We start from the raw sequence: 23303 nt of genomic DNA, 5'->3' as shown, positions 1-23303 counted from the left end.
GGGCTAGGGGGTCAGAAGCTGTCGCCATGGACGCCGCCCAACCCCCCGAGCCGACGAATGAGCTGAGCTTCGAGGCGGCGCTCGCCCGGCTCGAGGAGATCGTCCGACTGCTCGAGCGCGGCGAAGCGCCGCTCGACCAGTCGATCGAGCTGTACCAAGAAGGCGACCGGCTGAAGCGCCATTGCGAGGCGCGCTTGAAGGCCGCCCAGGCGCGGATCGAGCAAATCGCGTTCGGCGCCGACGGCAAGCCTGCGGGCGTGACTCCGTTCGATGGCAGTTGAGCTCATCGACCGCTCGCGGGCGGAGTTCGAGGCCGAATCGAACCGACTGTCCGCCGAGATCGACAGCTTCTTCTCCCGACTGCTCGAGAACAGCGGCGACGCCCGCGACCGATTGTACCAAGCGATGCGCCACGCTGCCGTCGGGGGCGGCAAGCGCCTCCGTCCGCTGCTGACCAGCGCGGCGGCGCAACTGTTCGCAATCGATCCCGAACGCGCGCTTCGGGTCGGAGCGGCGATCGAGGCGATCCATGTCTATTCGCTGATCCACGACGATCTGCCGTGCATGGACAATGACGATTTGCGGCGCGGCAAGCCGACTGTCCACAGGGCGTTCGGCGAGGCCGAGGCGGTGCTCGCCGGCGACAGCCTGCACGCTTTGGCGTTCGAGATCCTCGCCCATCAAGCAACCCACGACGACCCGCATGTGCGCTCCGAACTGGTGTTCGAGCTGGCCCGCGCGGCCGGCCCGGCGGGCATGGCCGGCGGGCAGATGATGGACCTGGTCGCGGAAGGCGAGGAGCTGGACATCGCCGCGATCACCCGCCTCCAGCAGCTGAAGACGGGCGCGCTGATCGAATATTCGGTCGAGGCGGCGTGCATCATGGTCCGGCTCGCCGAACCGGCGCGCACGCCCTACCGCGGCTACGCACGCAACATCGGCCTGGCGTTCCAGATCGCCGACGATCTGATCGATCACAGCGGCGACGAGGCGGCGGCCGGCAAGCGCACCGGCAAGGACGCTCACGCAGGCAAGGCGACCTTCGTGTCGCTGCTCGGCGAGCACCGCGCCCGGCAGCAGGCGCATTTCCTGGTCGAGCAGGCGGTCGAGCATCTTGGCGGCCATGGCGGCGAAGCGGACCTGCTGCGTTCCATCGCCCGCTTCGCTATCGAACGGGACCATTGAGATGCGGGGGCCATCGAGATGACTGAGCGCGTGGGCGTCTATCCCGGCACTTTCGACCCGATCACTCTGGGCCACATCGACATCGTCCGGCGCGGCGCGCACCTCGTCGACCGGCTGGTGATCGGAGTGACGACCAACCCGGCCAAGGAGCCGATGTTCTCGCTGCCCGAGAGGCTGGAAATGGTGCGCCGCGAGGTCGCCGACATCGCCGGCAACATCAAGGTCGTCGAGTTCGACTCGCTGCTGATGGACTTCGCGGAAGCGCAGGGCGCGTCGCTGATCCTGCGCGGCCTGAGGGCGGTCGCCGACTTCGAATATGAGTATCAGATGGCGGGCATGAACCAGCAATTGAACGACAAGATCGAAACCGTTTTCCTGATGGCCGACGTGTCGCTGCAGCCGATCGCCTCGCGGCTGGTCAAGGAAATCGCGCGCTACGGCGGAGCGATCGACAAGTTCGTCCCGCCGGCGGTCGCGGCCGATGTGGCGGCGCATCTCGGGCGAAACCCGGGGGTGGCGCGGGAGCGATCTCCGCGCTAGTTGCACGACAGTTTCCGGAGAGTGGGTGGACGATGCGTAAAGCCTTGAAGGCAATGATGTTTGCGGCCTTCGCGCTGGCCTCGGCCGAGCCTTCGGGAGCCGTTCAGACGGCGGCCCCCGCGCCGGCGCCGATTCCGCCAGCCGCCGCGGTTGCCGTGCTGCCGCCGCCGGCGGTGGCCGCCAACCCCGCGAACAAGCTCAGGCTCGAACTGTCGAACGGCGGCGCGGTCGTCATCCAGCTGCGCCCCGACGCCGCTCCGACGCACGTCCAGCGGATCCAGACCCTGGTCCGCCGCGGCTTCTACAACGGAGTCGTCTTTCACCGCGTGATCCCGGGCTTCATGGCCCAGGGCGGCGATCCCAAGGGCACCGGGGCGGGCGGCTCCGAGCTGCCCGACCTCAAGGCCGAGTTCACGACCATTCCGTATATGCGCGGGATCGTTGCAGCGGCCCGCACCGAGGACCCCAATTCGGCCAACAGCCAGTTTTTCATCATGTTCTCGCCCAACGTCGGCCTGTGGGGCAAGTACACGGTGCTCGGCCGGGTGATCTCCGGGATGGACGCGGTCGACCGGATCGCGGTCGGCGAGCCGCCGGAGAACCCGACCCGGATCGTTCGAGCGACGCTCGGCGACATGCCCGTCGTCCAGGCGCTTGCGCCGGCGGCGCCGGCACCGGCACCGATAGCGCCATCCCCGGCGGAGGCCCCGCCGACGGCCGACTGATGCGCGTCGACCAATTCGATTTCGAGCTTCCACCCGATCGAATCGCCTTGAGACCGGCCCGTCCGCGGGACAGCGCTCGGCTGCTGCGGGTCGAAGGCGCGACGATTTGCGACCACCATGTCCTCGACCTGCCGTCGCTGCTTCGGCCCGGCGACGTGCTGGTATTCAACGACACCAAGGTCATTCCCGCCCAGCTCGAGGGGCGGCGGGGAGCGGCGAGGATCGGAGCGACGCTGCACAAGCGCGAGGGGGCTCGGAGCTGGTGGTCGTTCGTCCGCAACGCGCGGCGCCTGCAGGTCGGTGACCGGGTCGAGTTCGAAGGCGGAGTCGCCGCTTCGGCCGTCGAGCGCGGCACGGACGGCGCGTTCCTGCTCCAGTTCCACGGCGACGAGCCGGTCGAGCAGCTGATCGAGCGGGCCGGGACCATGCCGCTGCCGCCGTATATCGCCTCGCGCCGTGCGCCCGACGAGGCCGACCGCGAGGATTACCAGACCCTGTTTGCGCGCGAGGAGGGGGCGGTGGCGGCGCCGACCGCGGCGCTGCACTTCACTGCGCGGCTGCTGAGCGCGCTGGACGAGCGCGGCATCGGCCGCGAAACGCTGACCCTGCACGTCGGCGCCGGGACGTTCCTGCCGGTCAAGGCCGACACCGTCGCCGAGCACCGGATGCACTCGGAATGGGGACGCATCGACGCCGGGACCGCCGATCGGCTCAACCGTGCCAAAGCCGCCGGCGGGCGGCTGATCGCGGTCGGCACGACCTCGCTCCGGCTGCTGGAAAGCGCGGTGGGCGAGGACGGCGAGATCCGTGCCTTCGAGGGCGACACGGCGATCTTCATCACGCCGGGCTACCGCTTCAAGGCGGTCGACGGCCTGGTCACCAACTTCCATCTGCCGCGCTCGACCTTGTTCATGCTGGTCAGCGCGCTGATGGGGCTGGAGCTTATGAAGACGGCCTATGGCCACGCGGTCGGGCGCGGCTACCGCTTCTACAGCTACGGCGACGCGAGCCTGCTGCTGCCTCGGCGCGGCTGACCGGCAAGCTCCTCGCGAGCCTTGGCCGACCTTGTCTCCGCCAAATGTCCCCACTAGCGCCCGCCACATGAGCATCGAGCGCTTTGCCTTCACCATCGCCGCGACCGACGGTGTTGCGCGCACCGGCACGATCGCGATGGGGCGCGGGGTCGTTCGGACTCCGGCGTTCATGCCGCTCGGCACCGCGGGCACGGTGAAAGCGATGAAGCCCGGCGACGTCGCCGCGTCGGGCGCCGACATCATCCTTGGCAACACCTATCATCTGATGCTCCGGCCGGGCGCCGAGCGGGTCGCTCGATTGGGCGGGCTGCACCACTTCATGGGCTGGGATCGGCCGATCCTCACCGACAGCGGCGGCTACCAGGTGATGAGCCTGGCGGACCTGACCAAGGTCAGCGAGCAGGGGGTGAGCTTCAAGAGCCATCTCGACGGGTCGGCGCACTTGCTGACCCCGGAGCGGTCGATCGAGGTCCAGCGGCTGCTCGGGGCCGACATCGTGATGGCGTTCGACCAGCTGGTGCCGACGACTTCGGGCCGGGCCGAGCAGGTGGCGGCGATGGAGCGTTCGATGCGCTGGGCGAAGCGGTCGCGCGACGCGTTCGACGCCTTTGACGGTGCAAAAGGCGGGGAGCATGCGGGCAAGGCGGCGCTGTTCGGGATCCAGCAGGGGGGGCTCGACCAGGGCTTGCGCGAGGCGTCGGCGGACGCCCTGACGGAAATCGGCTTCGACGGTTATGCGGTCGGCGGCCTCGCGGTCGGGGAGGGGCAGGGCGCGATGCTCGGCTGCCTCGATTTCGCCGCCGGGATGCTGCCCGCCGACCGGCCGCGCTACCTGATGGGAGTCGGCAAGCCCGACGACATCATCGAGGCGGTGCGCCGCGGCATCGACATGTTCGACTGCGTGCTTCCGACGCGCTCGGGGCGGACCGGCCAGGCGTTCACCGCCGACGGCCCGTTGAACCTGCGCAACGCGCGCTTCGCCGAGGATCGCGAGCCGCTGGAGCCCGGCTGTCCGTGTCCGGCGTGCAGCCGCTTCGAGCGCGCCTACGTCCACCATCTGGTGAAATCGGGCGAAATCCTCGGCGCGATGCTGATGACCGAGCACAATCTGTGGTTCTACCAGCGGCTGATGGAGGGCCTTCGCGACGCGATTGCGGAAGGGCGGCTGCAGGCTTTCGCGGGCGAATTTCTCGGCCGCTACCGATAGATCGCGTCGTCGGCGACGCTTTCCCGCTCGTCCGCGGCTCCCAGCTTGTCCTGCGTCCGAAGCTCGAAGTCGCTGGCGTCGTGGCGCTCGTGGAGTTGCTCCCACGGCTCGCCGGTCAGCTTGTTGACGATCCGTCCCCGCCGCACGGCCGGGCGCGCGTCGATCTGCCGGGCCCATCGCACGAGATGCTCATATTCGTGCGTGGCGAGGAAGGTGTCGGCGCCCTCGTAGGTCCGGCCGAGCGTGAGGCCGCCGTACCAGGGCCAGATCGCGATGTCGGCGATCGAGTAATCGGGGCCGGCGATATATTCGCTGTCCGCGAGGCGGCGGTTGAGCACGTCGAGCTGCCGCTTCACCTCCATCGCATAGCGGTTGATCGGATATTCCTGCCTGCTCGGAGCATAAACGAAAAAGTGCCCGAAGCCGCCGCCGAGGAAGGGCGCCGATCCCATTTGCCAAAACAGCCAGGACAAGGTCTCCGCGCGCGCCGGTCCGGATGGGGCGAGGAACTCACCGAATTTCTCGGCTAGATGGAGCAGGATCGCGCCGGATTCGAAGATGCGCACCGGCTCGGGACCGCTGCGGTCGACGAGCGCCGGGATCTTGGAGTTCGGGTTGATCTCGACAAAGCCGGTCGAGAACTGGTCGCCATCGGCGATGCGGATCGGCCAGGCATCATATTCGGCGCCGGAATGGCCGCGCTCGAGCAATTCCTCGAGCATGATCGCGACCTTCTGGCCGTTCGGAGTAGCCAGCGAGTAAAGCTGGAGCGGATGCTTGCCGACCGGCAACTCCCGGTCGTGGGTCGCGCCGGCGGTGGGCCGGTTGATGCTCGCGAACTGTCCGCCGCTCGGCGCTTCCCAAGTCCAGACCTCGGGCGGGATATATTCGGAATTGCTCATTGCGGCTGATCCTTTCGCTCGGGCTAGAGAGCTAGGAAGCTCGCCCGGCGCTTTCCAGCACCATGGAGGTAACTACCCGGCGAGAAGATTAATCCGCGCGGATCGAGAGGAACGACGGCATCGGGCCGTTCCAGCCCTCGTTCGCCTCGTCGGCCTCGTCGGTTTCGTCGACCTTCGGTTCGGGCTCGCGGCGCGGCGGGCGCGGCTTGCGCTCCTCCTCGGCTGCCGGCGGCGGGGCGCTCCTGGCCTCGGTCCGCTCGGCCCGCTCGGCCCGCTCGGCACGGTCGGGCCGCTCGGCTCGGTTGGCACGGTCGGCTCGGGGCTTGCGCTCGCGGCGGCCTCGGCGCGGCTCTCGGGCCGGAGCGTCGCTTAGCTCGCGCTCCTCGCGAGCGTCGGACGGAGCCACGGTTTCCTTCACGGTTCCGGCGCGGGCGATCTTGGTGCCGGTCAGTCTCTCGATCGCCGCGACCTGCTCCGCGTCGGCCGGGGCCGCGAGCGTGATCGCGATGCCTTTCATCCCGGCGCGGCCGGTGCGGCCGATTCGGTGGATGTAATCGTCGGGTTGCCAAGGAACGTCGAAGTTGATCACGTGGCTGACGCCTTTGACGTCAAGGCCGCGCGCGGCGACGTCCGAGGCGACCAGGATGTTGATCTCGTCCTGCTTGAAGCGGTCGAACTCGGCGATCCGGTCCGACTGCTCCATGTCGCCCTGGATCTGGCCGACCGCGAAGCCCGAGCGCTTGAGGCTCGAGGCGAGTTCGCGCACCGTCGTCTTGCGGTTGCAGAACACGATCGCGTTCTTGAACTCGGTGGCTCGCAGCAACTCGCGCAGCTTGTCTTTTTTCTTGTCGGCGCGGACTTCGACCAGCCGCTGCTCGATGTTGACGTTGGCGGTCGCCGGACGGGTCGCCTCGACGCGCTTGGGGTCGCTCAGGAACTTGGCGGCGAGCTTCTGGATCGGCGGCGGCATGGTCGCCGAGAAGAGCAGGGTCTGGCGCGATTTAGGGAGCTTGGAGCAGATTTCCTCGATGTCGGGGATGAAGCCCATGTCGAGCATCCGGTCGGCCTCGTCGATGACCAGCAATTCGCAGCCGTTCAGCAGGATCTTGCCGCGCCCGAACAGGTCCATCAGCCGGCCCGGAGTGGCGATCAGCACGTCGACGCCCTTTTCCAGCGCCTTCACCTGGTCCCCCATCTGAACGCCGCCGATCAGCAGCGCCATCGAGAGCTTGTGATACTTGCCGTATTTCTCGAAATTCTCGGCGACCTGGGCGGCGAGCTCGCGGGTCGGCTCGAGGATCATCGAGCGCGGCATCCGAGCGCGGCTGCGGCCGTGATGGAGGATGTCGATCATCGGCAGAACGAAGCCGGCCGTCTTGCCGGTCCCGGTCTGGGCGATGCCGACGATGTCCTTGCCCATCAGCACCGACGGGATGACCCCCTTCTGGATCGGGGTGGGCTCGCCATAGCCGCTGTCGGCGACCGCGCGCAGCAATTCATCGGATAGGCCGAGATCGGCAAAAGACATTCAAAGGTCCGGAAAAATAAGGTGGCGAGCGCCTCGCTAGGCGGCCGCAACGGTTGTCGGGGCTAACTCCGCCGCGATGAAATTGTCAAGGAAAGCCCGATTCCCTGAACCCTGTAAAACTCAGTCCTTGAGTTTCGGCTCGAGCCGCCGGAAGCCCTCGATCCGGCAGCTTCCGCCCATCCGCGAATGGACGACGTCGCGCCGCGCGCAGACCCGCTCGTCGTCGGTCTTGAGATAAAAGCCGCCGTAGAAGTCGAGTGCCGGGCAATTGCCGTTGAACGACGCCCGGACCCGCTGGCGCTTGCCGAGCAGGAAGTCGACGTTATCGGCCCCGGACAGAAGCGCGCCGCGGATATGCCTGGTCGGGAAGCATTTGACGCGCTTGCCCTCGCTCCACTCGAACCGGGGCGCCGCCCGCTGCGGCCGGACCGGAACGCGGACGATCCACTGCTGCTCGACCACCAGCCGGCTGACGCTCGGTTGCGGCTCCTCGCCCGGGGAATCGTCCTGGGACGCAGCCAGGCCAAGCAGCAGCGGAAGCAGCACCAGGAAGCTCGATACGGTCACGTTCCTCCCACCCTCATCGGCCGCGGCTTCGCAGCAAGCTGTTGAATGGTCAATGAATTGAAGGCGCAGTGGGGCTGGCATGCGCGCGCCCGACCGTCCGGCCTTGCCTAAACAGACGGCTCGGAATAGAGGCTCGACCGCAAATCTAACCGGCTGGCTGGCGGCGCCTGGTGCCTCAACCCCGGATCCGCCCGAGACCTTGGGAGATCGATCGAATGGCGACTGCCGCGCCGAACCAGACCCTGCCGTTATTCTATAACTCGCTCGAAGCCCTGAACGTCACCCAGCACGGAAAAATGAAGATCCGGCCGGTCGACAAGCCGACGATGATCGCCAGCACCCATGCGATCCCGGCGACGGTCGACGAGTTTTCGCTCCTTCAGCGCCACTATCCGATCGTCTTCTCGATCGGCGACAACCCGGTGCCGCTGGTGCTGATGGGTTTGAGCGAGGGGATCAACGTGTTCCTCAACGAGGAAGGCAGGCTCCACGATCCGGCGATCTACGTGCCCGCTTACATGCGCCGCTATCCGTTCCTGCTGGCGCGGCTTCGCCCCGACAGCGACGAGCTGTCGTTGTGCTTCGACCCGACCGCCGGCGCGGTCGGCGAGTTCGAAGACGGGGAGCCGTTGTTCGACGGCGACCAGCCGAGCCAGGCGACCAAGGCCATCCTCGAGTTCTGCGAACAGTTCGAGACCGCCGGCCAGCGCACCGCGGTGTTCCTCGAGGAATTGAAGAAGGCGGGGCTGCTGATGGACGGCGAGGTCGCCATCCAGCCCGAGGGCGCCGAGCAACCGTTCGTCTATCGCGGCTTCCAGATGGTCGACGAGGAGAAGCTTCGCGAGATGCGCGGCGACGAACTGCGCAAGATGAACCAGAGCGGCATGCTGCCGCTGATTTACGCGCATCTGTTCTCGCTGCCGCAGATCCGCGAGGTGTTCTCGCAACAGGTGCTGCAGGGCAAGGGGCCGATCGCCGCTCCGGAGCGGCCAAAAGTCGACGCCTGAACCGAGCGCGGCGGGGCCGAGTTCAAGCGCTCCCGGGCGTCCCAATTCAATGATGCAGGCGGTCCGCGTTGTCGCCTTTCATGGGCCGCAAAACGCGCCGCTCAGCTAACCGTGTTTTGGCACTAATATATGAGACTCAGTGACTCGCTAACGTCCGCATTCGACCCATTGCGGACATTAGCGCAATAGCTGCATTCGACCCACTGCGAGCAGTCCATCGGCCACCGGCGCGTATTTCCATTTCTGTTCGCCGGCACTAGCGTAGCTCGAATGTCGCAAGCCGGGAGAGGCAAGTCACTTGCCTAGCGAAGAGGCCGACGAGTATCTGGCGAGCTATCAACGGGACGGCTACGCCGTCGTTCGCGGCCTGTTCACCGCTCGCGAGGTCGAGGCGATCGGCGCCGCCATCGATCAGGTACACGCCGAAGGTGTACGGCACGGCCGCCGCTTCCGGCACGGCAATCTGTTCGACAACGTCACCAGCCTCGCGAACGGCGAGCCGCTGGTGCGCATGGTGCAGTGGCCATCGTATCACCAGCCGGAACTCAACAAGGTGCGTCTCGACAGGCGCATGGCGGAGCTGCTCGAGCCGCTCCTCGGCCGCGACCTCAAGCAGATCATCAATCAGATCCACTGGAAGGTCCGCGGCGCGCTGGGCGACTTCGCCTGGCATCAGGACTCCCGCTTTCGCCGGCCGGCGACTGCCTACCGCAATCTTGATGCATCCTATGTGCAGACGGGGCTCGCGATCGACCCGCACACGCCTGAGTCGGGGTGCATGCGGGTCATCCCGGGGAGCCACCTCAGAGGCGATCTCGGGATCGACAGCTCCACCGAGGTGCTTGGCGCCGCGATGGCCGACGCCGTGCTCGTCGCGGCCGGCTTGTCTCCTGCCGATGCCGTCGACTTGATGCTGGATCCCGGGGATGTGGCCCTGTGGAGCCCATTCCTGGTGCATGGCTCAGGAATCAACAGCTCCGATCATCGAAGGCGCCTTTACATAAACGGCTATGTCAAGGCGGAGGATTGCGACCGCGGAGAGTGGGCCTTCCGCGACGGGCAACCCGTGCCTCTTGGGCCGGAGCCATCTCTCGTACATTACGAGGACCTGCACGAGCGGGGTGAGCCTCATTACGTGTAGCCCGTCGGGTCCTGGTCGAGGTGCTTTGTTCCTATCCTGCTCTCCGGCTGTGGCTCGACGATCGAGGGCTGCTCAGCCGGGAGAGCCGGATCGCCCGGCCGAGTGGTCTGGGTGACCGTCGACTCTTCCGTTTCCGGAGCGCCCGGCCGACGTGCGCAGCTGCGGTCTGTGCTGCTCGCCGTCCTCTAATGTCCGCTTTCCACCCAAAGCGGACATAAGAGAGGTCTCCTGAGACTCCTCGCGGGCCGTGGGCGAAGAGCTTTCGCGCCAGCTTCTTACACGTGACTTATTCCGCCGCGGTGGCGAACTGCCGGCTGAGGACCAAATCCCCGAGACCCGAGGCGAGCGCTTCGATCAGCGAGGCGATGGCGTCGAACCCGGGTCCGGGCTCGTCGAGGCGCTCGTTCAAATAGGCTCGCCGGTCGATCTCGACCTGGAGCGCGTGGATCCCGCGCTCGGGAGCTCCATGGCGCTCGACGATGTGGCCGCCGGCGAACGGATCGTTGAGATCGGCGACAAAGCCGGCCGACCGGACGATTCGAACCGCCTCGGCGCTGACCCAGGGGGCGGCGCTTCGCCCGTGGCAGTCGCCAAGCACGATCGGCGCCACCCCGCGGGCCGGCGGCGGCATCGAATGGCAATCGAGCAGGATCGCTCCGCCGTAGCGCCCGGCGAGTTCACCGAGCTGCTCGGCGAGCGCTCGATGGTAGGGGCGGTGGGCCTGGTCGAGCCGGTCCTCGAGCTGCCCGGAGCCGATCGAGCGGCGCCACAGATAGCCGTGGCTCTGGGTCCGGCCCGGGACGATCCCGAGCCCGCCGCGAGCGCGGGCGCTGACCCGCCCGCGGCGGCCGCCCTCGATCACCGACGGGTCGATGTCGTCTTCGGCCCGGTTGCAGTCTACCGCCGCCCGCGGCGCCCGGGCGATGACCGCCGCGGTGCCGTGCTGGACCGCCCGCCAAACCAGCCGGTCGACCAGCGGATCCTCGAGCGCGGCCAGCGCCCGGCGGCCGCCCGACGCCATTGCCACCAGCCAGTCGGGATAGTCGCGGCCCGAGTGCGGGACCGACAACAGCACGGGCCGACCGGCTCGCGGCGGATGGACGATCGGGGCGGGAAGGGGAGTGATGTGGGACTCGGCGAGCGTCACTGGGCCGTCTCAATCTAGGACGAATGGGCCCCGGTCAACGCCCGAGCGAGCCGAATAGCGGGTAGAAAATATTAAAAGCTGTGCGCATAAGATGGAGCGATGGCGAGAATATTGCTGGCGGAAGACGACACGTCGATGCGCGAGTATCTGCAGCGCGCCTTGCAGCGCGTCGGCTATGAGGTCGAGGCGGTCGGCTGCGGAACCGAGGCGATGCCGCTGCTCCAGGCGGGGCGGTTCGACCTGCTCCTGACCGATATCGTCATGCCGGAAATGGACGGCATCGAGCTCGCCCAGAAAGCCTCGGTGATCGATCCCGCGATCCGCGTGATGTTCATCACCGGCTTTGCCGCGGTCGCCCTCCAGGGCGGTCGGACGGCGCCCGAGGCCAAGCTGCTGTCCAAGCCGTTCCATTTGAAGGACCTCGTCGCCGAGGTCGACCGCATCTTCCAGACCGAGGACCAGCACGGGCGATTGTAGTTTCGATCAAAGTGCTACTTTGATCGAGGCGGAATTGAATCGCTCCGGCCCGGAATAAATCCGTGCCGGGCGCGATGCGTTTTCGATTGGGTTTCCAGCCAATGTGGCCGGGTTGCGCGTTTGGTCCCCGCTGCCTAAATGCGGCCCGAGTGGGCGTGTAGCTCAGTGGTAGAGCACTGTGTTGACATCGCAGGGGTCGCAAGTTCAATCCTTGCCACGCCCACCATTTTTCTCCTTATAATTCAACAGCTTAGGTGCGTGCATCGTCGATTCGGCTTTCGTCTGCGCGGCGACATTTTCCCACTTTTTTCGAGGCGCGATGCCGTTGGTTTCCGCTTTGGGGACATTCAGTCAGCCAGGGCGCCACCGTTGCTAGAGATGACGGCGGAATAGAAGCGAGCGCTGTCTTTGGGAGTCCGCTCCTGGGTTTCGAAATTCACATGAACGATGCCGAAGCGTTTGGAAAATCCCAGCGACCACTCAAGGTTGTCGAGCAGCGACCAGGCCATGTAACCGCGGACATCCGCGCCTTGCCGGATCGCCTCGTGCACCGCGCGCAAATGACGCTTCAGATAATCGATCCGCAACGGGTCCTGGACCCGCCCATTGTCCGCGACGGGCGGGTCGTAGAAGGCCGACCCGTTCTCGGTGATGTAGACAGGCGGGTTACCGTAGCGTTCCTTCACCCACAGCAGAGTCTCGGTCAGGCCTCGCTCGAAGACCTCCCAGCCGGTGTCGGTGTAGGTGCTGCCCGGCTGGCGCGCGTAGTTTGCCTTGACCGGCCAGCTCGACGGATCGTGCTTCATGACTCCGCGGGTGTAATAATTGACCCCAAGCCAATCGGTGGGCTGCGAGGCGAGCTCCAGCTCGTCCGCTGTCCACTCCCGCCAGCCGGCGCCGAAAATTTCCGCCATCGAGTCGGGGCAGCCGAGCCCGAAGGCCGGGTCGAGATACTGATGGTTCATGTAGGCGGCTGAGCGTTCGGCGGCGCTCCGGTCCGCCGATTTGTCCGAGGCTGGATATTTGGGTTCGAGATTGACGACGATCCCGATGTCGTGCGCGCCGACCTGGCGGTAGCGCTTCACCGCGGCGCCGTGGGCAAGCATCAGGTTTCGCGACGCAATCGGAGTCTCGAACAGGTTCTTGTGACCGGGCGCCAGCGCCCCGTGCAGATAGCCTCCGTCCGTGATCACCCAGGGCTCGTTGAGAGTCGCCCACTTTTTCACCCGGCCATCAAGCCGCCGGAACATCACTTCGGCATAATCGGCGAACCAGTCGGCGATCTCGCCGTTCAGCCAGCCGCCGCGGTCGTCGAGCGCGGCCGGCAAGTCCCAGTGATAGAGCGTCGCCAGCGGCTCGATGCCAGCCTCGAGCAGGGCGTCGACAAGCCGCTCGTAGAATTCCAGGCCGGCCTCGTTGACCCGTCCGGTGCCCTGCGGGAGAACTCGGCCCCAATTGATGCTGAAGCGGTAGGCATTGAGGCCCAGGGATCGCATCAGGTCAACGTCTTCGCGGTAGCGATTGTAATGGTCGCAGGCGACATCGCCGGTGTCGCCGTCATGAGTCAGCCCGGGCGTGTGCACGAACCGCTGCCAGATGCTCGCCCCGGCGCCGTCGGCGAGCGGCGATCCTTCGATCTGGGAGGCCGATGTCGCCGCGCCCCACAGGAAGCCGTCGGGAAATTCGATCATTTCGGGGTTCCTGTTCTTTGCCCGACTTCTATCCGGATGGGGTTGCCTGTCGCGGCAAGGTTGAGCGCGCCGTTGCGCCACGGCACGACCCGTCCATCGACCCGCGCCCTAGGGGGCCGGGTTCGATAGGGCCAGTGGAGAACGAAGCCTCCCGGCGGGCGTGCTCCGCCGCCGATCGTTGCCGTCAGATGCCGGTGATCGCCCCGGATTGAAAAGTCGAGTTGGCCATATGGCGTTGCCAGCCCGGCGATCCTGGAGCCCTTGCCGGCCAGCCAGTCCGCCGAGAGCCCGCCGCCGAGCACCAGCGCCGAATCATCGCGCCGCTCCCACGCGAACATGTCGAGCACGCCGCGGACGAAGTCGGACGCCACCCAGGCATGCGGCATGTCGCCGATGAAGCGGATCTCGCGCGTTTCGCGGCCGACGATCTCGGCCCACTGGTTCCACTCCGCCGGGCGGCGGCTGGCCATGAAGAAGTCGAGCAAGGGATCGATCCGGTCCCGCCATCCCAGTCGGACGAAGCTGCCGATCGTGCGGGTCTCGTAGGGCGTGTAATCCTTCCACGGCCGGGCCCCCGAAGCGCGCGTCTGGAACTCTCGCCAGTAGCGCTCGAAGGTCGCCTCCAGCATTTTCGGATCGAGCCGCGACTGCTCGTTGCCCGGGTCGAGAGCGATGGTGGTCGAGGTTGCGTCGAAGTCGCCGAGGCTGGTCGCTCCGGGGATGAAGTCGATTTTCCAGCGGTCGCGCGCGGCGAGGATCGCGGCGTGAAGATCGGCGGCGATCTGGTCGCGCGACGCGGCGATGTCCGCCGCCTCCGGCTTGCCGAGAACCCGCGCGATTTCGGCGGCGTCGCGGTACCCGCGGAGCGCCCAGAAATCGTCCCACAGGCTGTACTGGGGCTTCGCCGAATAGCCTTCATGGCTGATCGACGGCGGCATCAGCCCGTAAAGCATCCGGCGTTCCGGCGTCAGGTTCGCCGGAGTCCGCTCGCTCAACCGAAGCTGGTCCATGTAGCGCGTCGCGGCGAGCACCGAGGGCCAGTCGCGTTCGAGCGCGGGCCGGTCACCCGTGAAGCGATAGAGCTGGTTGACGAGGAAAATATATTCGCCGTGGCTGTCGTTTTCCGGCACCGGGTCGGCACCGCGAAAGTCGACGCAGCACGGGACCTTGCCGCTGCTGAACAGGTTGGGCCGGTACCAGTCGGCGAAGGCTCGGGCGACGTCGGCCCGGCCCATTCGAAGCAGCGCCTCGGACATCATCGCGCCGTCGCGGATCCACGCGCGGTCGTAGCTGCGCGTTCCAGGCTTGAGCATGGGTCCGTCGCGGCTGGTGAGAATGTGCGAGAAGGCGGTCGCCAGCGTGTCGGCGACGGCCTGCTTGGATGGCGGGACTCGCAGTGTCACTCGGCCAAGCACATCGCGCCAATGCGAACGGGTGGCGGCAAACGCCCGGTCCCAGGAGGGCGGCACGACCTTGCCGGGCATGGTCAGGACAATTTGGTCGCTTGCCCCCGGCCCGAGCTCGAATCGGTAGACGAGGTCGGCGGTGGCCATGTCCTTGCCGGGCAGCGACGCGACCGTTGCCGAGTCGGGCGGGCGGCTGGCGATCAGCACGCGCTTGAGCGGTGGGTCCCCCTCGGTCTGCGGCTGGGTAATCTCGATCCGAGTGCCGTTTCGAACGATCCTGGAGATGGGGCTCGCGCCTCCCTGCTGGGCGAGAAACTGCGCCGGCGGGTTGACCTGCCAGGGACGAATCCCGAGCCGCAGCTCGATCGTTCGCCGTCCGCCCGAAAGGTTGGTCAGCGCATAGCGGGCAAGCGCCGAGCGTCCGGCGCTGTCGGCAAGCAGCGTCGTGTCGAGTCGAAAGCCCGGCGCTGACCAGCTCACCGACGGGATCGGCAGCTTGCCGTCGGCGAGCGAGTGGCTTTGCGGGACGTTTGCCCAACTGAACCGACGGCCGCCGTCGATCACCACCGGCTCGATGGAATAGCTGCCCTTGGCGGGCTCGATCGCCGCATCCTCGCTGATCAGCGCGGCGACCTTGCCGCCGTCGCTGCCCGCCAGGGTCCAGTACGGCTGCTCGCCGATGAAGGCTCGCGGGAAGGCTCCGCGCGGGCTCGCTTTGGCAAGTGCGGCGATCCGGTCGTTGGCGGAGTTTTCCGGCGGACGAACGGACGTTCGGACGCCGGGGAGCGGGACAATTCGAAGCTCGTCGATCGCGATTCGTCCGGCCCCGCCGTCGCGATTGCGGGCGACGACGAATTCGATGCCGTCGGCGCGTCGCAGGATCTTGTCCTCGGTCGGCCCCCAGGCGAAGCCGATCTCGCCCGCCGGGACCACGACTTCCTGCCATTGTTCGGGCGGCCGGAAATTGCGCCAGACCTTCCACCAGACATTGTCGCCGTTGGTCAGCTTCATCTGGAAGTCGTTGCGGCCGCCGGTGCCCTTGACCCGGAACCGGACTTCGAAATTGTCCTCCAGCGCAATCGCCACCGGGCGGCGCATGTACGCGTAGCCCGATACTCGGCCGAAGTCGTAGGCAAGCTCCACCGCCCGCCCGTCCGAGCCGGGGACCGAGGCGCTCGAACCGGCGACGCTGTCGGATCCCTTGGCGACCCACGGCCCCGCCGCCTCCATCGCATCGGCGAAGATCGGAGCGGAAGCGGGTGCGGCGGCCAGCAGTGCGAGAGCGGGCAATGCCGCGAGGCGCGTCACCCCTTGACGCTCCCGGCGAGCAGGCCCTGCATGTAGTAGCGCTGGAGCGCCAGGAACAGCAGCAGCACCGGCAGGACGGTGAGGACCGATCCCGCCATCATCAGCTCATTGTCCTGGACATGCTCGCGGGACAATGCGGCGAGCGCGACCGGCAGGGTGTATTTGTCCTGGTCGGTGAGGATGATCAGCGGCCACATGAAGTCGTTCCAGACACCAAGGAACGTGAACAGCGCCAGGGTGACCAGGATGGGCATCAGCGCGGGGACCACGATCTGGAGGAAGATGCGGCCCTCGCTGGCGCCGTCGATGCGCGCCGCCTCGAGCAGCTCGTCAGGGATCGACAGCGCATATTGCCGAACCAGGAAAATGCCGAAGATGCTGGCTGTCACCGGCACGAGCACTCCGGCGAAGCTGTTGATGAGGCCAATCTCCTTCAACATCAGGAACAGCGGCAGCATGGCCACCTGGGCGGGGATGACCAGCGCCGCAAGAAGCAGCTGGAAGATTCGGTCGCGCCCGCGGAACTTGAGTTTCGCAAACGCGTAACCGGCGGTCGCGTTGAAGGCGAGCGACAGCAAGGTGCCGAGCGTCGCGACGATCACGCTGTTGAGGAAATAGACGCCGATTCCAGTCGTCGCGAACAGCGCCCGGTAGCCGCTCAGCCCCGGCGCGTCGGGAAGCAGCGGCGGCGGGAACTGGCTCGCTTCGCCGGGCGCCATCAGCGACACCGAAAGCATCCACAGCAACGGGAACAAAGCGAAGCCGGCGAGAATGACGAGGAGCAGGATCCGCATCGACCGGGCGAGCCGCGAGCTTCGCATCAGGCGACTCCCCGCGCCCTGGCCAGCCGGTACTGGATCGCGGTGATCACGAACATGATCACGAACAGGATGAAGGCGACCGCCGACGCGAAGCCCAGGTTCCACCATTTGAAGCCCTGCTCGTACATGAAATAGAGCACGCTGACGGTGCTTTCGACCGGGCCTCCCTGGGTCATCACATAGGGTTCGGCGAACAGCTGGAAATAGCCCGCCATGGTCAGGATCGAGACCAGCAGGAGCATCGGCCCGAGCCCGGGCAGAGTGACGTGGAGAAAGCGCTGCCAGCCGTTGGCTCCGTCGATCCGTGCCGCTTCGTAGAGATCGTTCGGGATCGTCTGGAGCCCGGCAAGCAGGATCACCATGTTGTAGCCGAAGTTCTTCCACACCGCGAAGAAGATGATCGCCGGCATCGCCCAGTTCGGGTCGCCGAGCCAGTCGACGGGATCCACCCCGAGACCCTCGAGGCCGTAATTGATCATCCCGTAGCGGGTGTGCAGCAGGTATCGCCAGATCACCGCCACCGCGACCAGGGTGGTGACCACGGGCGCGAACAAGGCCGTTCGGAAAAAGCCGACCAGCGCCGAGGCGATCCCGTTCAACAACATCGCCGCACCGAGCGACAATGCGATCGACAGCGGCACTCCGACCACCACGAAATAAAAGGTGTTGCCGAGCGCCTTCCAGAACAAGGGCGTCTGCAACAGCTCGCCATAATTCCCCAGGCCGATGAACCGCAGGTCGTCCACATCGGCCAGCGCGTAGAGGTCGAAATCGGTCAGGCTGAGGGCAAAGGCGAGCAGCACCGGGATGAAGAAGAACAGGCTGAGCATGATCAGCGCCGGGGCCGCGAAGGCCCAGCCGGCCGAGGAAAAGCGGGTCATTGCGCCGCCTCGCGCTCAAGCTTCCAGCGGCGCTTTTCGAGCATCGCGTTGGTGTCCGCATTGAGCGTCGCCCGGAATTGCGCCGGAGTGATCTGCCCGGCGACCGCGCGTTCCGAGACGATCCGCATCTGCTGGCCAATCCGCTCCCATTCCGGCACCGCCGGAGGCGCCTCGGTCCGCTCGAGCTGGTCCTTGAAGGCCTTGGCATAGCGGTCGCTGGCGAGCAGCGGGGCGGCCCACGCGCTGCGCCTCGGCGGCAGGTCGCCGGTCAGCTCGAAAAACCGCACCTGGACCTCGGGCCGCGACAGATATTCGACCAGCTTCCAGGCCGCCGCCTTGCGCTTCGAGCGCGCGAAGATCGCCAGGCTCGATCCGCCGGCGATCGACAAGCCCGGACCGGCCGGCCCCGGCAGCGGCGCGGTCATCCAGTCGTCCTGCCGCTCGGGCGGCATCCGCCGCTTGAACTCGCCGATGTTCCACGGGCCGGTGATCACGAACGTGAAATGGCCCTTGGCGAACTCATCGTGAATGTTCGAGATCTGGGTGTTGGTTGCCCGCGGCGCCAAGCCTTGATCGAACAGGCCGAAATAGAAGTTCGAGGCACGGACGAAACCGGGCGATTCGAAATTGCCGTAGCGCCCGCCGCCGCGCAGCAGCGGCTCGGGCTGCTGGAGCCCGAAGGCGAGCAGCGGCTCGTACTCGTTGATCGGCAGAAAGATCGCATAGTCGCGGGGCGCGCCGCGCTGCTTGATCGCCCGCATCGCCTTGACCCAGTCCGCCCAATTATCGGGAACCTCGGGATAGCCGGCGGCTCGCAGAAGGTCGCTTCGATAAAAGAGGATCCGGGTGTCGGCGTACCAGGGGACGCCCCAGGTGCGGCCATCGATCGCATTGCCGCCCCAGATGCCGGCAAAGAAATCGTCGGCCGGAACGCTGCTTGAAGCCGCGATCGCTTTGTCGAGCGGCTCGAGCGCTCCCAGTGCTACCAGCTCCGGCACCCAGCTCGAGCCAAGCTGGGCGATGTCCGGCGTGACCCGCCCGGCGAAGGCGGTGAGCAACTTCTCGTGCGCCGCGCTCCACGGGATCTGCTGCAGCTCGATACGGATGTTGGGGTGCAGCCGTTCGAATTCCGGAATGAGTTCGGCGACCACTTCGCCCTCGCGTCCCATCGCCCAGAATTTGACGACCTCCCGCCCGTCGTCGCGGCCGGCGCAGCCGAACAGCAGCAGCACCGCGAGCAGCCACAGCCTCATGCGAGCCAGCCGCCGGTGAAGCCGGCCCTCTGGAGCCCGCGGCGGATATGCGCATTGGATCGCATCACGTCCCAGATGAGACCGCTGCGGTGGTTCTCGATCATCGCCAGGATCGGGCCCTGATCGATGCCGAGATAATCGCCGTCGTACCAGCCGCGTCCAGGCACGTGGCGGCCGTGCTTCAGCGGCACGGTCGGTGGGACAGTGAGATTGACCGAATCGAGGAAGCCATATTGCCCGTAGAGATGGTCGCCGTGATCGGCGCGCATGGCCATGAGCGTTGGAATGCACAGGTCGGGCGCGAACGGCACGGACCCGCCGACCGCGGTCGGAGCGATCGTGCCGTCGTCGAAATCTCCTGGACCACGCGCCGAGTAGGTTCGAAAGGTGCGGGTCCGGCCTTCCACCTGGACCGTGACGTCGGCCGGCCCATCGCAAGCCGTAAGCCCCCACAAGCGCGGCCCGTAGCCTTTCCACTGCATCGGATTGCGCAACGCATAAGCGTGCTGGGCGAGAGTCGCGCGGCGGCTGTTCTCGAAATAATCGAGACCCTTCTCGCGCATGAAGGCGTCGCGGATGCCGCGAAAGTCGACCCAGATATGGCTGTACTGGTGCCCGAACAGCGGGCCGAAGCGGACCAGTTGCTGCCCCTCTTGCGTCCCCCAATGCTTGGGCAGCCCGGCCGACCATGCCTGCCAGCTTTGCGGGCCGAGCGCGTGGGTCGGCGAGCCGAGCGCGAGGAGGTAGACCAGCATCGCCTCGCTGTAGGCGATCCAGTCGTAGGGCAGGTGGCCCTTCTCTGGGCTCCAGCCGAGCGCCACCGTCGGCGGACGCGCCTGGCTCCAGCGCCAGTCGACCCGAGCGTAGATCCGGTCGGCGAGGTCGCGGATTTCCCTCTCGGCCGGCTGATCGAAGAATCCCTGCGCGAACAGGATGCCGCCAAGAAGCAGCGCGGTGTCGACCGTCGACAGCTCGGTCTGCTCGAACCGGGCGCCGCGTTCCATGTCGACGAAATGGTAGAAGAAACCCTTGTGCCCCGTCATTCCGGACGGCGCGTCACCTTGCGGAGCGTTCGCCAGGAAACGCAGCGTCGCCAGCGTCCGCTCGGCGGCGGCCGCGCGGCTGACGAACCGACGATGCACGCCGATCGGGTATGCGGTGAGCGCGAAGCCGACCGCTGCCATGCTGGCGAAGGACGGCGTCGGATAGCGGTCGCGGGCGAGGCCGTTGGCGGGGTTGGTGGTGTCCCAGAAGAACTGGAACGCGCGCCGCTGGACGTCGTCGAGGAAGGCATTGACCGCCGCCTCCGGGCGCGGCCGCGGGGTCATGCCGACGCAGCCCGTCGCAAGGCCCGAGAGGCCGAGCGCGGCGAGCTTCATCACATCGCGGCGAGTGGTCACCTGCTTCTCCGCATGGCGGAGGGGCCGCTGCGAACAGCGGCCCCCGCACCTTGGCTCAGAACCGCGTCGACACCCCGAACTGGAAGCTCCGCGGCGGCCCGGCGAGCGCGTTGGGCTTCCCGAAGTTGGGGTTCCCGTCGCAGCAGATGAAGCCTTCGGCACTCCCGAAGTTGGCCCGGTTGAACAGGTTGAACACTTCGGCCGACAGACTGACTTCGCGGTCGCCGAAGAGTCGGAAGATTTTTTGCAACCTCAAGTCCACCTGGAGGAAATCGCGAACATTTTCGAAATGCCCGAGGCGAATCCGGTCCGGCTGAAAACCGTCCCGTGCGTCGATTACGAAGAACGGCGCGCCCGACCCGTAGGTTACGAGACCCGACGCTCGGAATCCGAGCGGGAGGTCGACGATGCCGTTCAAGACCGCGCGGTGTTTCTCGTTCCCGGCGTTCGGGACGAAGGGTTGATCGGCAATGTTTGGAACGTCGAAGTTGAATTCGAAGCCCCGCCCCTTCGAACGCAGCACCCACGTATGGGCGAGCCCGACTCCCCAGCCCGACGACTTGCTGTAAGGTTTGTCCACCGACAGGAAGAGAGCGTCATACTTTGTCTGCCGTGTGTTGAATGCCGCGATCGCGTTGCTGTAGCCGTTGATCAGCGGGATGAAATCAAAGAACCCGTTCGCGTTCAAAGTTTCCGTGCGGTTGAGCGGCGCGTAACCAATCTGGTTCTTGCCGATCGTGTGATTGTAGGTGAGCGAGGTCCGGAAGATTCCAAAGCGCTGTCGAACGCCGACACTGAATTGGTCGGTGTAGGGCGTCTTGAGATCGTTCGGGATGACCCTGAGCTCGCTGGTTCCGGGCGATGTCGGGTCAGCGGCGAGGCTCGCCAGCAACGCTTCAAACCCCGCCTCGGTCAGGAATTGGTCCTGAAACTGGATCGTCGGCCGCCCATCGCGCGGCTGCCCGTTCCTGGAGAACAGCAATTCACCGGACCGAAACTGCGAAAACAAGGTTTCTTCGGCCGCACTACGGAAAAGCGCTCTGTCGTAGTAGCGGCCATAGCCTCCGAACAGGACAGTGCGCTGATCAGCGTTGATGTCATACGAGAGTCCGATGCGAGGCGCGAAATTGTCCCACTCGGCCTTCCGGTCGCCGTCCGAAATGTAATCCTCGACGTCGAAGTATGTCGGCGCGCGCGGGTCATTGCCGAGCGCGCGCAACGCTTCGGCCGCGCGATCCGGAGTTTCGAAGTCATTGTTCTTGGCGTTGGTGTCCAGGTCCCAACGCAAGCCGAGGTTAACCAAAAGGTGTTCGTTCACCTCCCAGTCGTCCTGCGCGAACAGGCCGATCTGGGTAGTGTTTGCTTTCACTTCCGGATCGCCGCCGCCGAAACGGACCACGGCAGGAAAACTGAAGTCCAAGTCATCGCTGGTATCGGGCGTTCCGAGATTGTTTCTGATAAACTCGAATTGAGGGTTGGCGTTGGGACCGCTGCCGCCGACGCCGTATTTCTGGAATGAAACTTTGGCTCCCACCTTGACCAGGTGGCTGCCTTTCCATTCGATGTCGGTAAAGCTGAGATTGTTGCGGAACGTCAGGCCTTGCTGCCTGACCTCCTGCAATTGCGGTCGGCCGCCGACACTGATGACGCCTTGGTAGATTCGGCCGAAGCCGGCTTCACCGAGGGCTCCGAACTGCAGGTCCGACTTCAGCCAATCGATGGTCGCTTCGTTGAGGAAGCCGTTACCCGAGTAATCGTAACGCAATTTGGCCGTGTAGACATTGTTATCAACGTCTTCGCCGCGCTCGCGGGATTCGGCTCCGCCGAACCCCCGCAGGTCCGTTTCTTTGCGGATGCTGGCGCTAAGCTCGACGAGCTGGTTGTCGGCCGCTTGCCAGCTCAGCTTGCCGAAGCCGAGATGCTCGCGGAACGGGCTTCTAAAGCTACCGCGGAAGTCGTCGACATCGAACGGAAGCAAGGCTTGGACTGCTTCGGTGCCGCCGGGAACGACGGTGTTGGCGCGGTCCTGCAAATTGGCTTCGTAGCTGGCGAAGAAGAACAGATTATCCTGGGAGATCGGTCCGCCGAAGCTGGCGCCATATTGCGTCCGCTTCAGCTTGGGCTCGTCGAGATCGTCACGCTTAACAAAGAAGTCGCGGGCGATCAGAGACTGGTTCTGGTACGATCCGAACGCCTCGCCCTTGAAGCGGTTGGTGCCCGACTTGGTGATCGCGGTGATGATCGCGGTTCCGGCATCCTCGAATTCGGCCTTGAAGTTCGACGTCAAGACCCGGAACTCGCGCACCGCGAGCTGCGAGAACGGATTGCCGCGGCTGACGTCCTGGCCGACGATGCCGCCCTGGTTGACGTTGCTCTTGAGGCTGACGCCGTCGATGAAGACGTTGACCTGAGGGCCGCCGAAGCTGTCGCCGTTGCGATCGGCGCCGACGCCGCCGCCGGAGAAGGTCTGCCGGAACTCGGTCTGATTGACCCGGATGCCAGGCGCCAACTGAGCGAAATTGAGGAAGTTGCGGTTGTTCTGAGGAAGGTTCTCGATCTGGTCGTCGCTGACGTTGGTGCCAACCTCGGATGTTCGGGTTTCCACCAGACGGGTGCCGGTCACGACGATCGTGTCACCCTCGGCACCAGCAACGACCGGGGCTCCCTCAGTGGTTGCGATCGCCTCGTCGACCGGCTGCGCGGTTTGGGCGCCGGTGTCGACGTCGAGCGACGCGGTCTGGCCGACCGAAACAATGACCCGGCGGGTGACCGGGGTGCCGCCGGCGGCCGTAAAGTTGATATCGTATGTTCCGGGCTGGAGGCCGGTCAGGACGTAGGAACCGTCCGGCCCGGCCGTCGCTCGCGCGGTCGATCCATTGTCGATATTTCTCGCCGTCACCACCGCTCCGGGCGCCGCGGCGGCGGAAGTCGTCACCTGGCCGCGGATGGTGGCGGTCGTGAGCTGGGCGAATGCAGGCGTCGCGGCGAGCAGGGATGTCGCGAGCAAGGCGGTGCGCATTGCGCGGGCGAGGCGTCGGCTGGTGTCTGACTTGGTCATGGGATCTCCCCTTCGGATCTATTTG

Annotated in this window: 20 protein-coding genes and 1 tRNA gene; 10 read left to right on the top strand and 11 right to left on the bottom strand. The window is 66.1% G+C overall.

Going from position 1 to position 23303, the window contains the following annotated elements:
* The first annotated feature begins 26 nt into the window (after positions 1 to 26).
* From H0T81_RS11510 to tgt, 6 genes are all read left to right on the top strand, one after another.
* Entirely contained in the window at positions 27 to 281 is a 255-nt protein-coding gene (locus tag H0T81_RS11510; protein WP_294013278.1) for an exodeoxyribonuclease VII small subunit, read from the top strand.
* The gene (locus H0T81_RS11505) at positions 271 to 1185 is read left to right on the top strand and encodes a polyprenyl synthetase family protein (RefSeq protein WP_294013273.1); all 915 of its coding nucleotides are present in this window, start codon (positions 271 to 273) and stop codon (positions 1183 to 1185) included. Before H0T81_RS11510 ends, H0T81_RS11505 begins: the two co-directional genes overlap by 11 nt.
* A gap of 18 nt (positions 1186 to 1203) precedes the next feature.
* A complete protein-coding gene (gene coaD, locus H0T81_RS11500; RefSeq protein ID WP_294013270.1) occupies positions 1204 to 1725 on the top strand; it encodes a pantetheine-phosphate adenylyltransferase in 522 nt (173 codons plus the stop codon).
* A 32-nt stretch (positions 1726 to 1757) separates the two neighbouring features.
* Positions 1758 to 2450: a peptidylprolyl isomerase gene (locus H0T81_RS11495; RefSeq protein WP_294013267.1), complete on the top strand. Its 693-nt coding sequence runs from the start codon at positions 1758 to 1760 to the stop codon at positions 2448 to 2450.
* The gene (queA, locus tag H0T81_RS11490) at positions 2450 to 3484 is read left to right on the top strand and encodes a tRNA preQ1(34) S-adenosylmethionine ribosyltransferase-isomerase QueA (protein WP_294013265.1); all 1035 of its coding nucleotides are present in this window, start codon (positions 2450 to 2452) and stop codon (positions 3482 to 3484) included. Before H0T81_RS11495 ends, queA begins: the two co-directional genes overlap by 1 nt.
* Before the next feature lie 67 nt (positions 3485 to 3551).
* Entirely contained in the window at positions 3552 to 4691 is a 1140-nt protein-coding gene (tgt, locus tag H0T81_RS11485) for a tRNA guanosine(34) transglycosylase Tgt (RefSeq protein ID WP_294013261.1), read from the top strand.
* On the opposite strand, the gene yghU is transcribed toward tgt, so the two are convergent.
* From yghU to H0T81_RS11470, 3 genes are all read right to left on the bottom strand, one after another.
* On the bottom strand, positions 4682 to 5593 hold the full coding sequence (gene yghU / locus H0T81_RS11480; RefSeq protein ID WP_294013259.1) for a glutathione-dependent disulfide-bond oxidoreductase: 912 nt from the start codon (positions 5591 to 5593) through the stop codon (positions 4682 to 4684). The two genes, tgt and yghU, sit on opposite strands and share 10 nt — an antisense overlap.
* An 88-nt stretch (positions 5594 to 5681) precedes the next feature.
* Complete coding sequence (locus H0T81_RS11475) at positions 5682 to 7121, bottom strand: DEAD/DEAH box helicase (RefSeq protein WP_294013257.1); 1440 nt, start codon at positions 7119 to 7121, stop codon at positions 5682 to 5684.
* A 120-nt stretch (positions 7122 to 7241) separates the two neighbouring features.
* Positions 7242 to 7688, bottom strand: coding sequence for a hypothetical protein (locus tag H0T81_RS11470; RefSeq protein ID WP_294013254.1), 447 nt, complete (start codon positions 7686 to 7688; stop codon positions 7242 to 7244).
* Positions 7689 to 7903: 215 nt separating this feature from the next.
* On the opposite strand from H0T81_RS11470, the gene H0T81_RS11465 reads away from it, so the two are divergent.
* Positions 7904 to 8695, top strand: a complete 792-nt coding sequence (locus H0T81_RS11465) for a SapC family protein (protein WP_294013251.1) — start codon at positions 7904 to 7906, stop codon at positions 8693 to 8695.
* A gap of 298 nt (positions 8696 to 8993) precedes the next feature.
* Complete coding sequence (locus tag H0T81_RS11460) at positions 8994 to 9836, top strand: phytanoyl-CoA dioxygenase family protein (protein ID WP_294013249.1); 843 nt, start codon at positions 8994 to 8996, stop codon at positions 9834 to 9836.
* Positions 9837 to 10122: 286 nt separating this feature from the next.
* On the opposite strand, the gene H0T81_RS11455 is transcribed toward H0T81_RS11460, so the two are convergent.
* Complete coding sequence (locus tag H0T81_RS11455) at positions 10123 to 10983, bottom strand: N-formylglutamate amidohydrolase (RefSeq protein WP_294013246.1); 861 nt, start codon at positions 10981 to 10983, stop codon at positions 10123 to 10125.
* 99 nt (positions 10984 to 11082) lie between these two features.
* On the opposite strand from H0T81_RS11455, the gene cpdR reads away from it, so the two are divergent.
* Both cpdR and H0T81_RS11445 read left to right on the top strand, forming a co-directional pair.
* On the top strand, positions 11083 to 11460 hold the full coding sequence (gene cpdR / locus H0T81_RS11450; protein WP_294013243.1) for a cell cycle two-component system response regulator CpdR: 378 nt from the start codon (positions 11083 to 11085) through the stop codon (positions 11458 to 11460).
* A 151-nt stretch (positions 11461 to 11611) separates the two neighbouring features.
* Positions 11612 to 11686: transfer RNA gene (locus H0T81_RS11445), tRNA-Val, on the top strand.
* A 121-nt stretch (positions 11687 to 11807) separates the two neighbouring features.
* Here H0T81_RS11445 and H0T81_RS11440 read toward each other — a convergent pair.
* Genes H0T81_RS11440 through H0T81_RS11410 form a run of 7 tightly spaced genes read right to left on the bottom strand, consistent with a single transcriptional unit; the run spans position 11808 to position 23278 of the window.
* Positions 11808 to 13151, bottom strand: a complete 1344-nt coding sequence (locus H0T81_RS11440; RefSeq protein ID WP_294013240.1) for a GH1 family beta-glucosidase — start codon at positions 13149 to 13151, stop codon at positions 11808 to 11810.
* Positions 13148 to 15847, bottom strand: a complete 2700-nt coding sequence (locus tag H0T81_RS11435) for a hypothetical protein (RefSeq protein WP_294013238.1) — start codon at positions 15845 to 15847, stop codon at positions 13148 to 13150. Before H0T81_RS11435 ends, H0T81_RS11440 begins: the two co-directional genes overlap by 4 nt.
* A gap of 14 nt (positions 15848 to 15861) precedes the next feature.
* The gene (locus H0T81_RS11430; RefSeq protein ID WP_294013235.1) at positions 15862 to 16686 is read right to left on the bottom strand and encodes a carbohydrate ABC transporter permease; all 825 of its coding nucleotides are present in this window, start codon (positions 16684 to 16686) and stop codon (positions 15862 to 15864) included.
* Positions 16686 to 17567, bottom strand: coding sequence for a sugar ABC transporter permease (locus H0T81_RS11425; RefSeq protein WP_294013232.1), 882 nt, complete (start codon positions 17565 to 17567; stop codon positions 16686 to 16688). Before H0T81_RS11425 ends, H0T81_RS11430 begins: the two co-directional genes overlap by 1 nt.
* Positions 17564 to 18820, bottom strand: coding sequence for a sugar ABC transporter substrate-binding protein (locus tag H0T81_RS11420; protein ID WP_294013229.1), 1257 nt, complete (start codon positions 18818 to 18820; stop codon positions 17564 to 17566). The genes H0T81_RS11425 and H0T81_RS11420 overlap by 4 nt, the downstream gene beginning before the upstream one ends.
* Positions 18817 to 20220, bottom strand: a complete 1404-nt coding sequence (locus tag H0T81_RS11415; RefSeq protein WP_294013227.1) for a glucoamylase family protein — start codon at positions 20218 to 20220, stop codon at positions 18817 to 18819. Before H0T81_RS11415 ends, H0T81_RS11420 begins: the two co-directional genes overlap by 4 nt.
* 55 nt (positions 20221 to 20275) lie before the next feature.
* The gene (locus H0T81_RS11410) at positions 20276 to 23278 is read right to left on the bottom strand and encodes a TonB-dependent receptor (protein WP_294013226.1); all 3003 of its coding nucleotides are present in this window, start codon (positions 23276 to 23278) and stop codon (positions 20276 to 20278) included.
* Between the last annotated feature and the right edge of the window lie 25 nt (positions 23279 to 23303).

The sequence above is a fragment of the Sphingomonas sp. genome (assembly GCF_013812825.1).
GTDB lineage: Bacteria > Pseudomonadota > Alphaproteobacteria > Sphingomonadales > Sphingomonadaceae > Sphingomicrobium.
Note: the sequence above shows the minus strand (reverse complement) of the source record. Positions and strands in the feature narration are given on the sequence as shown.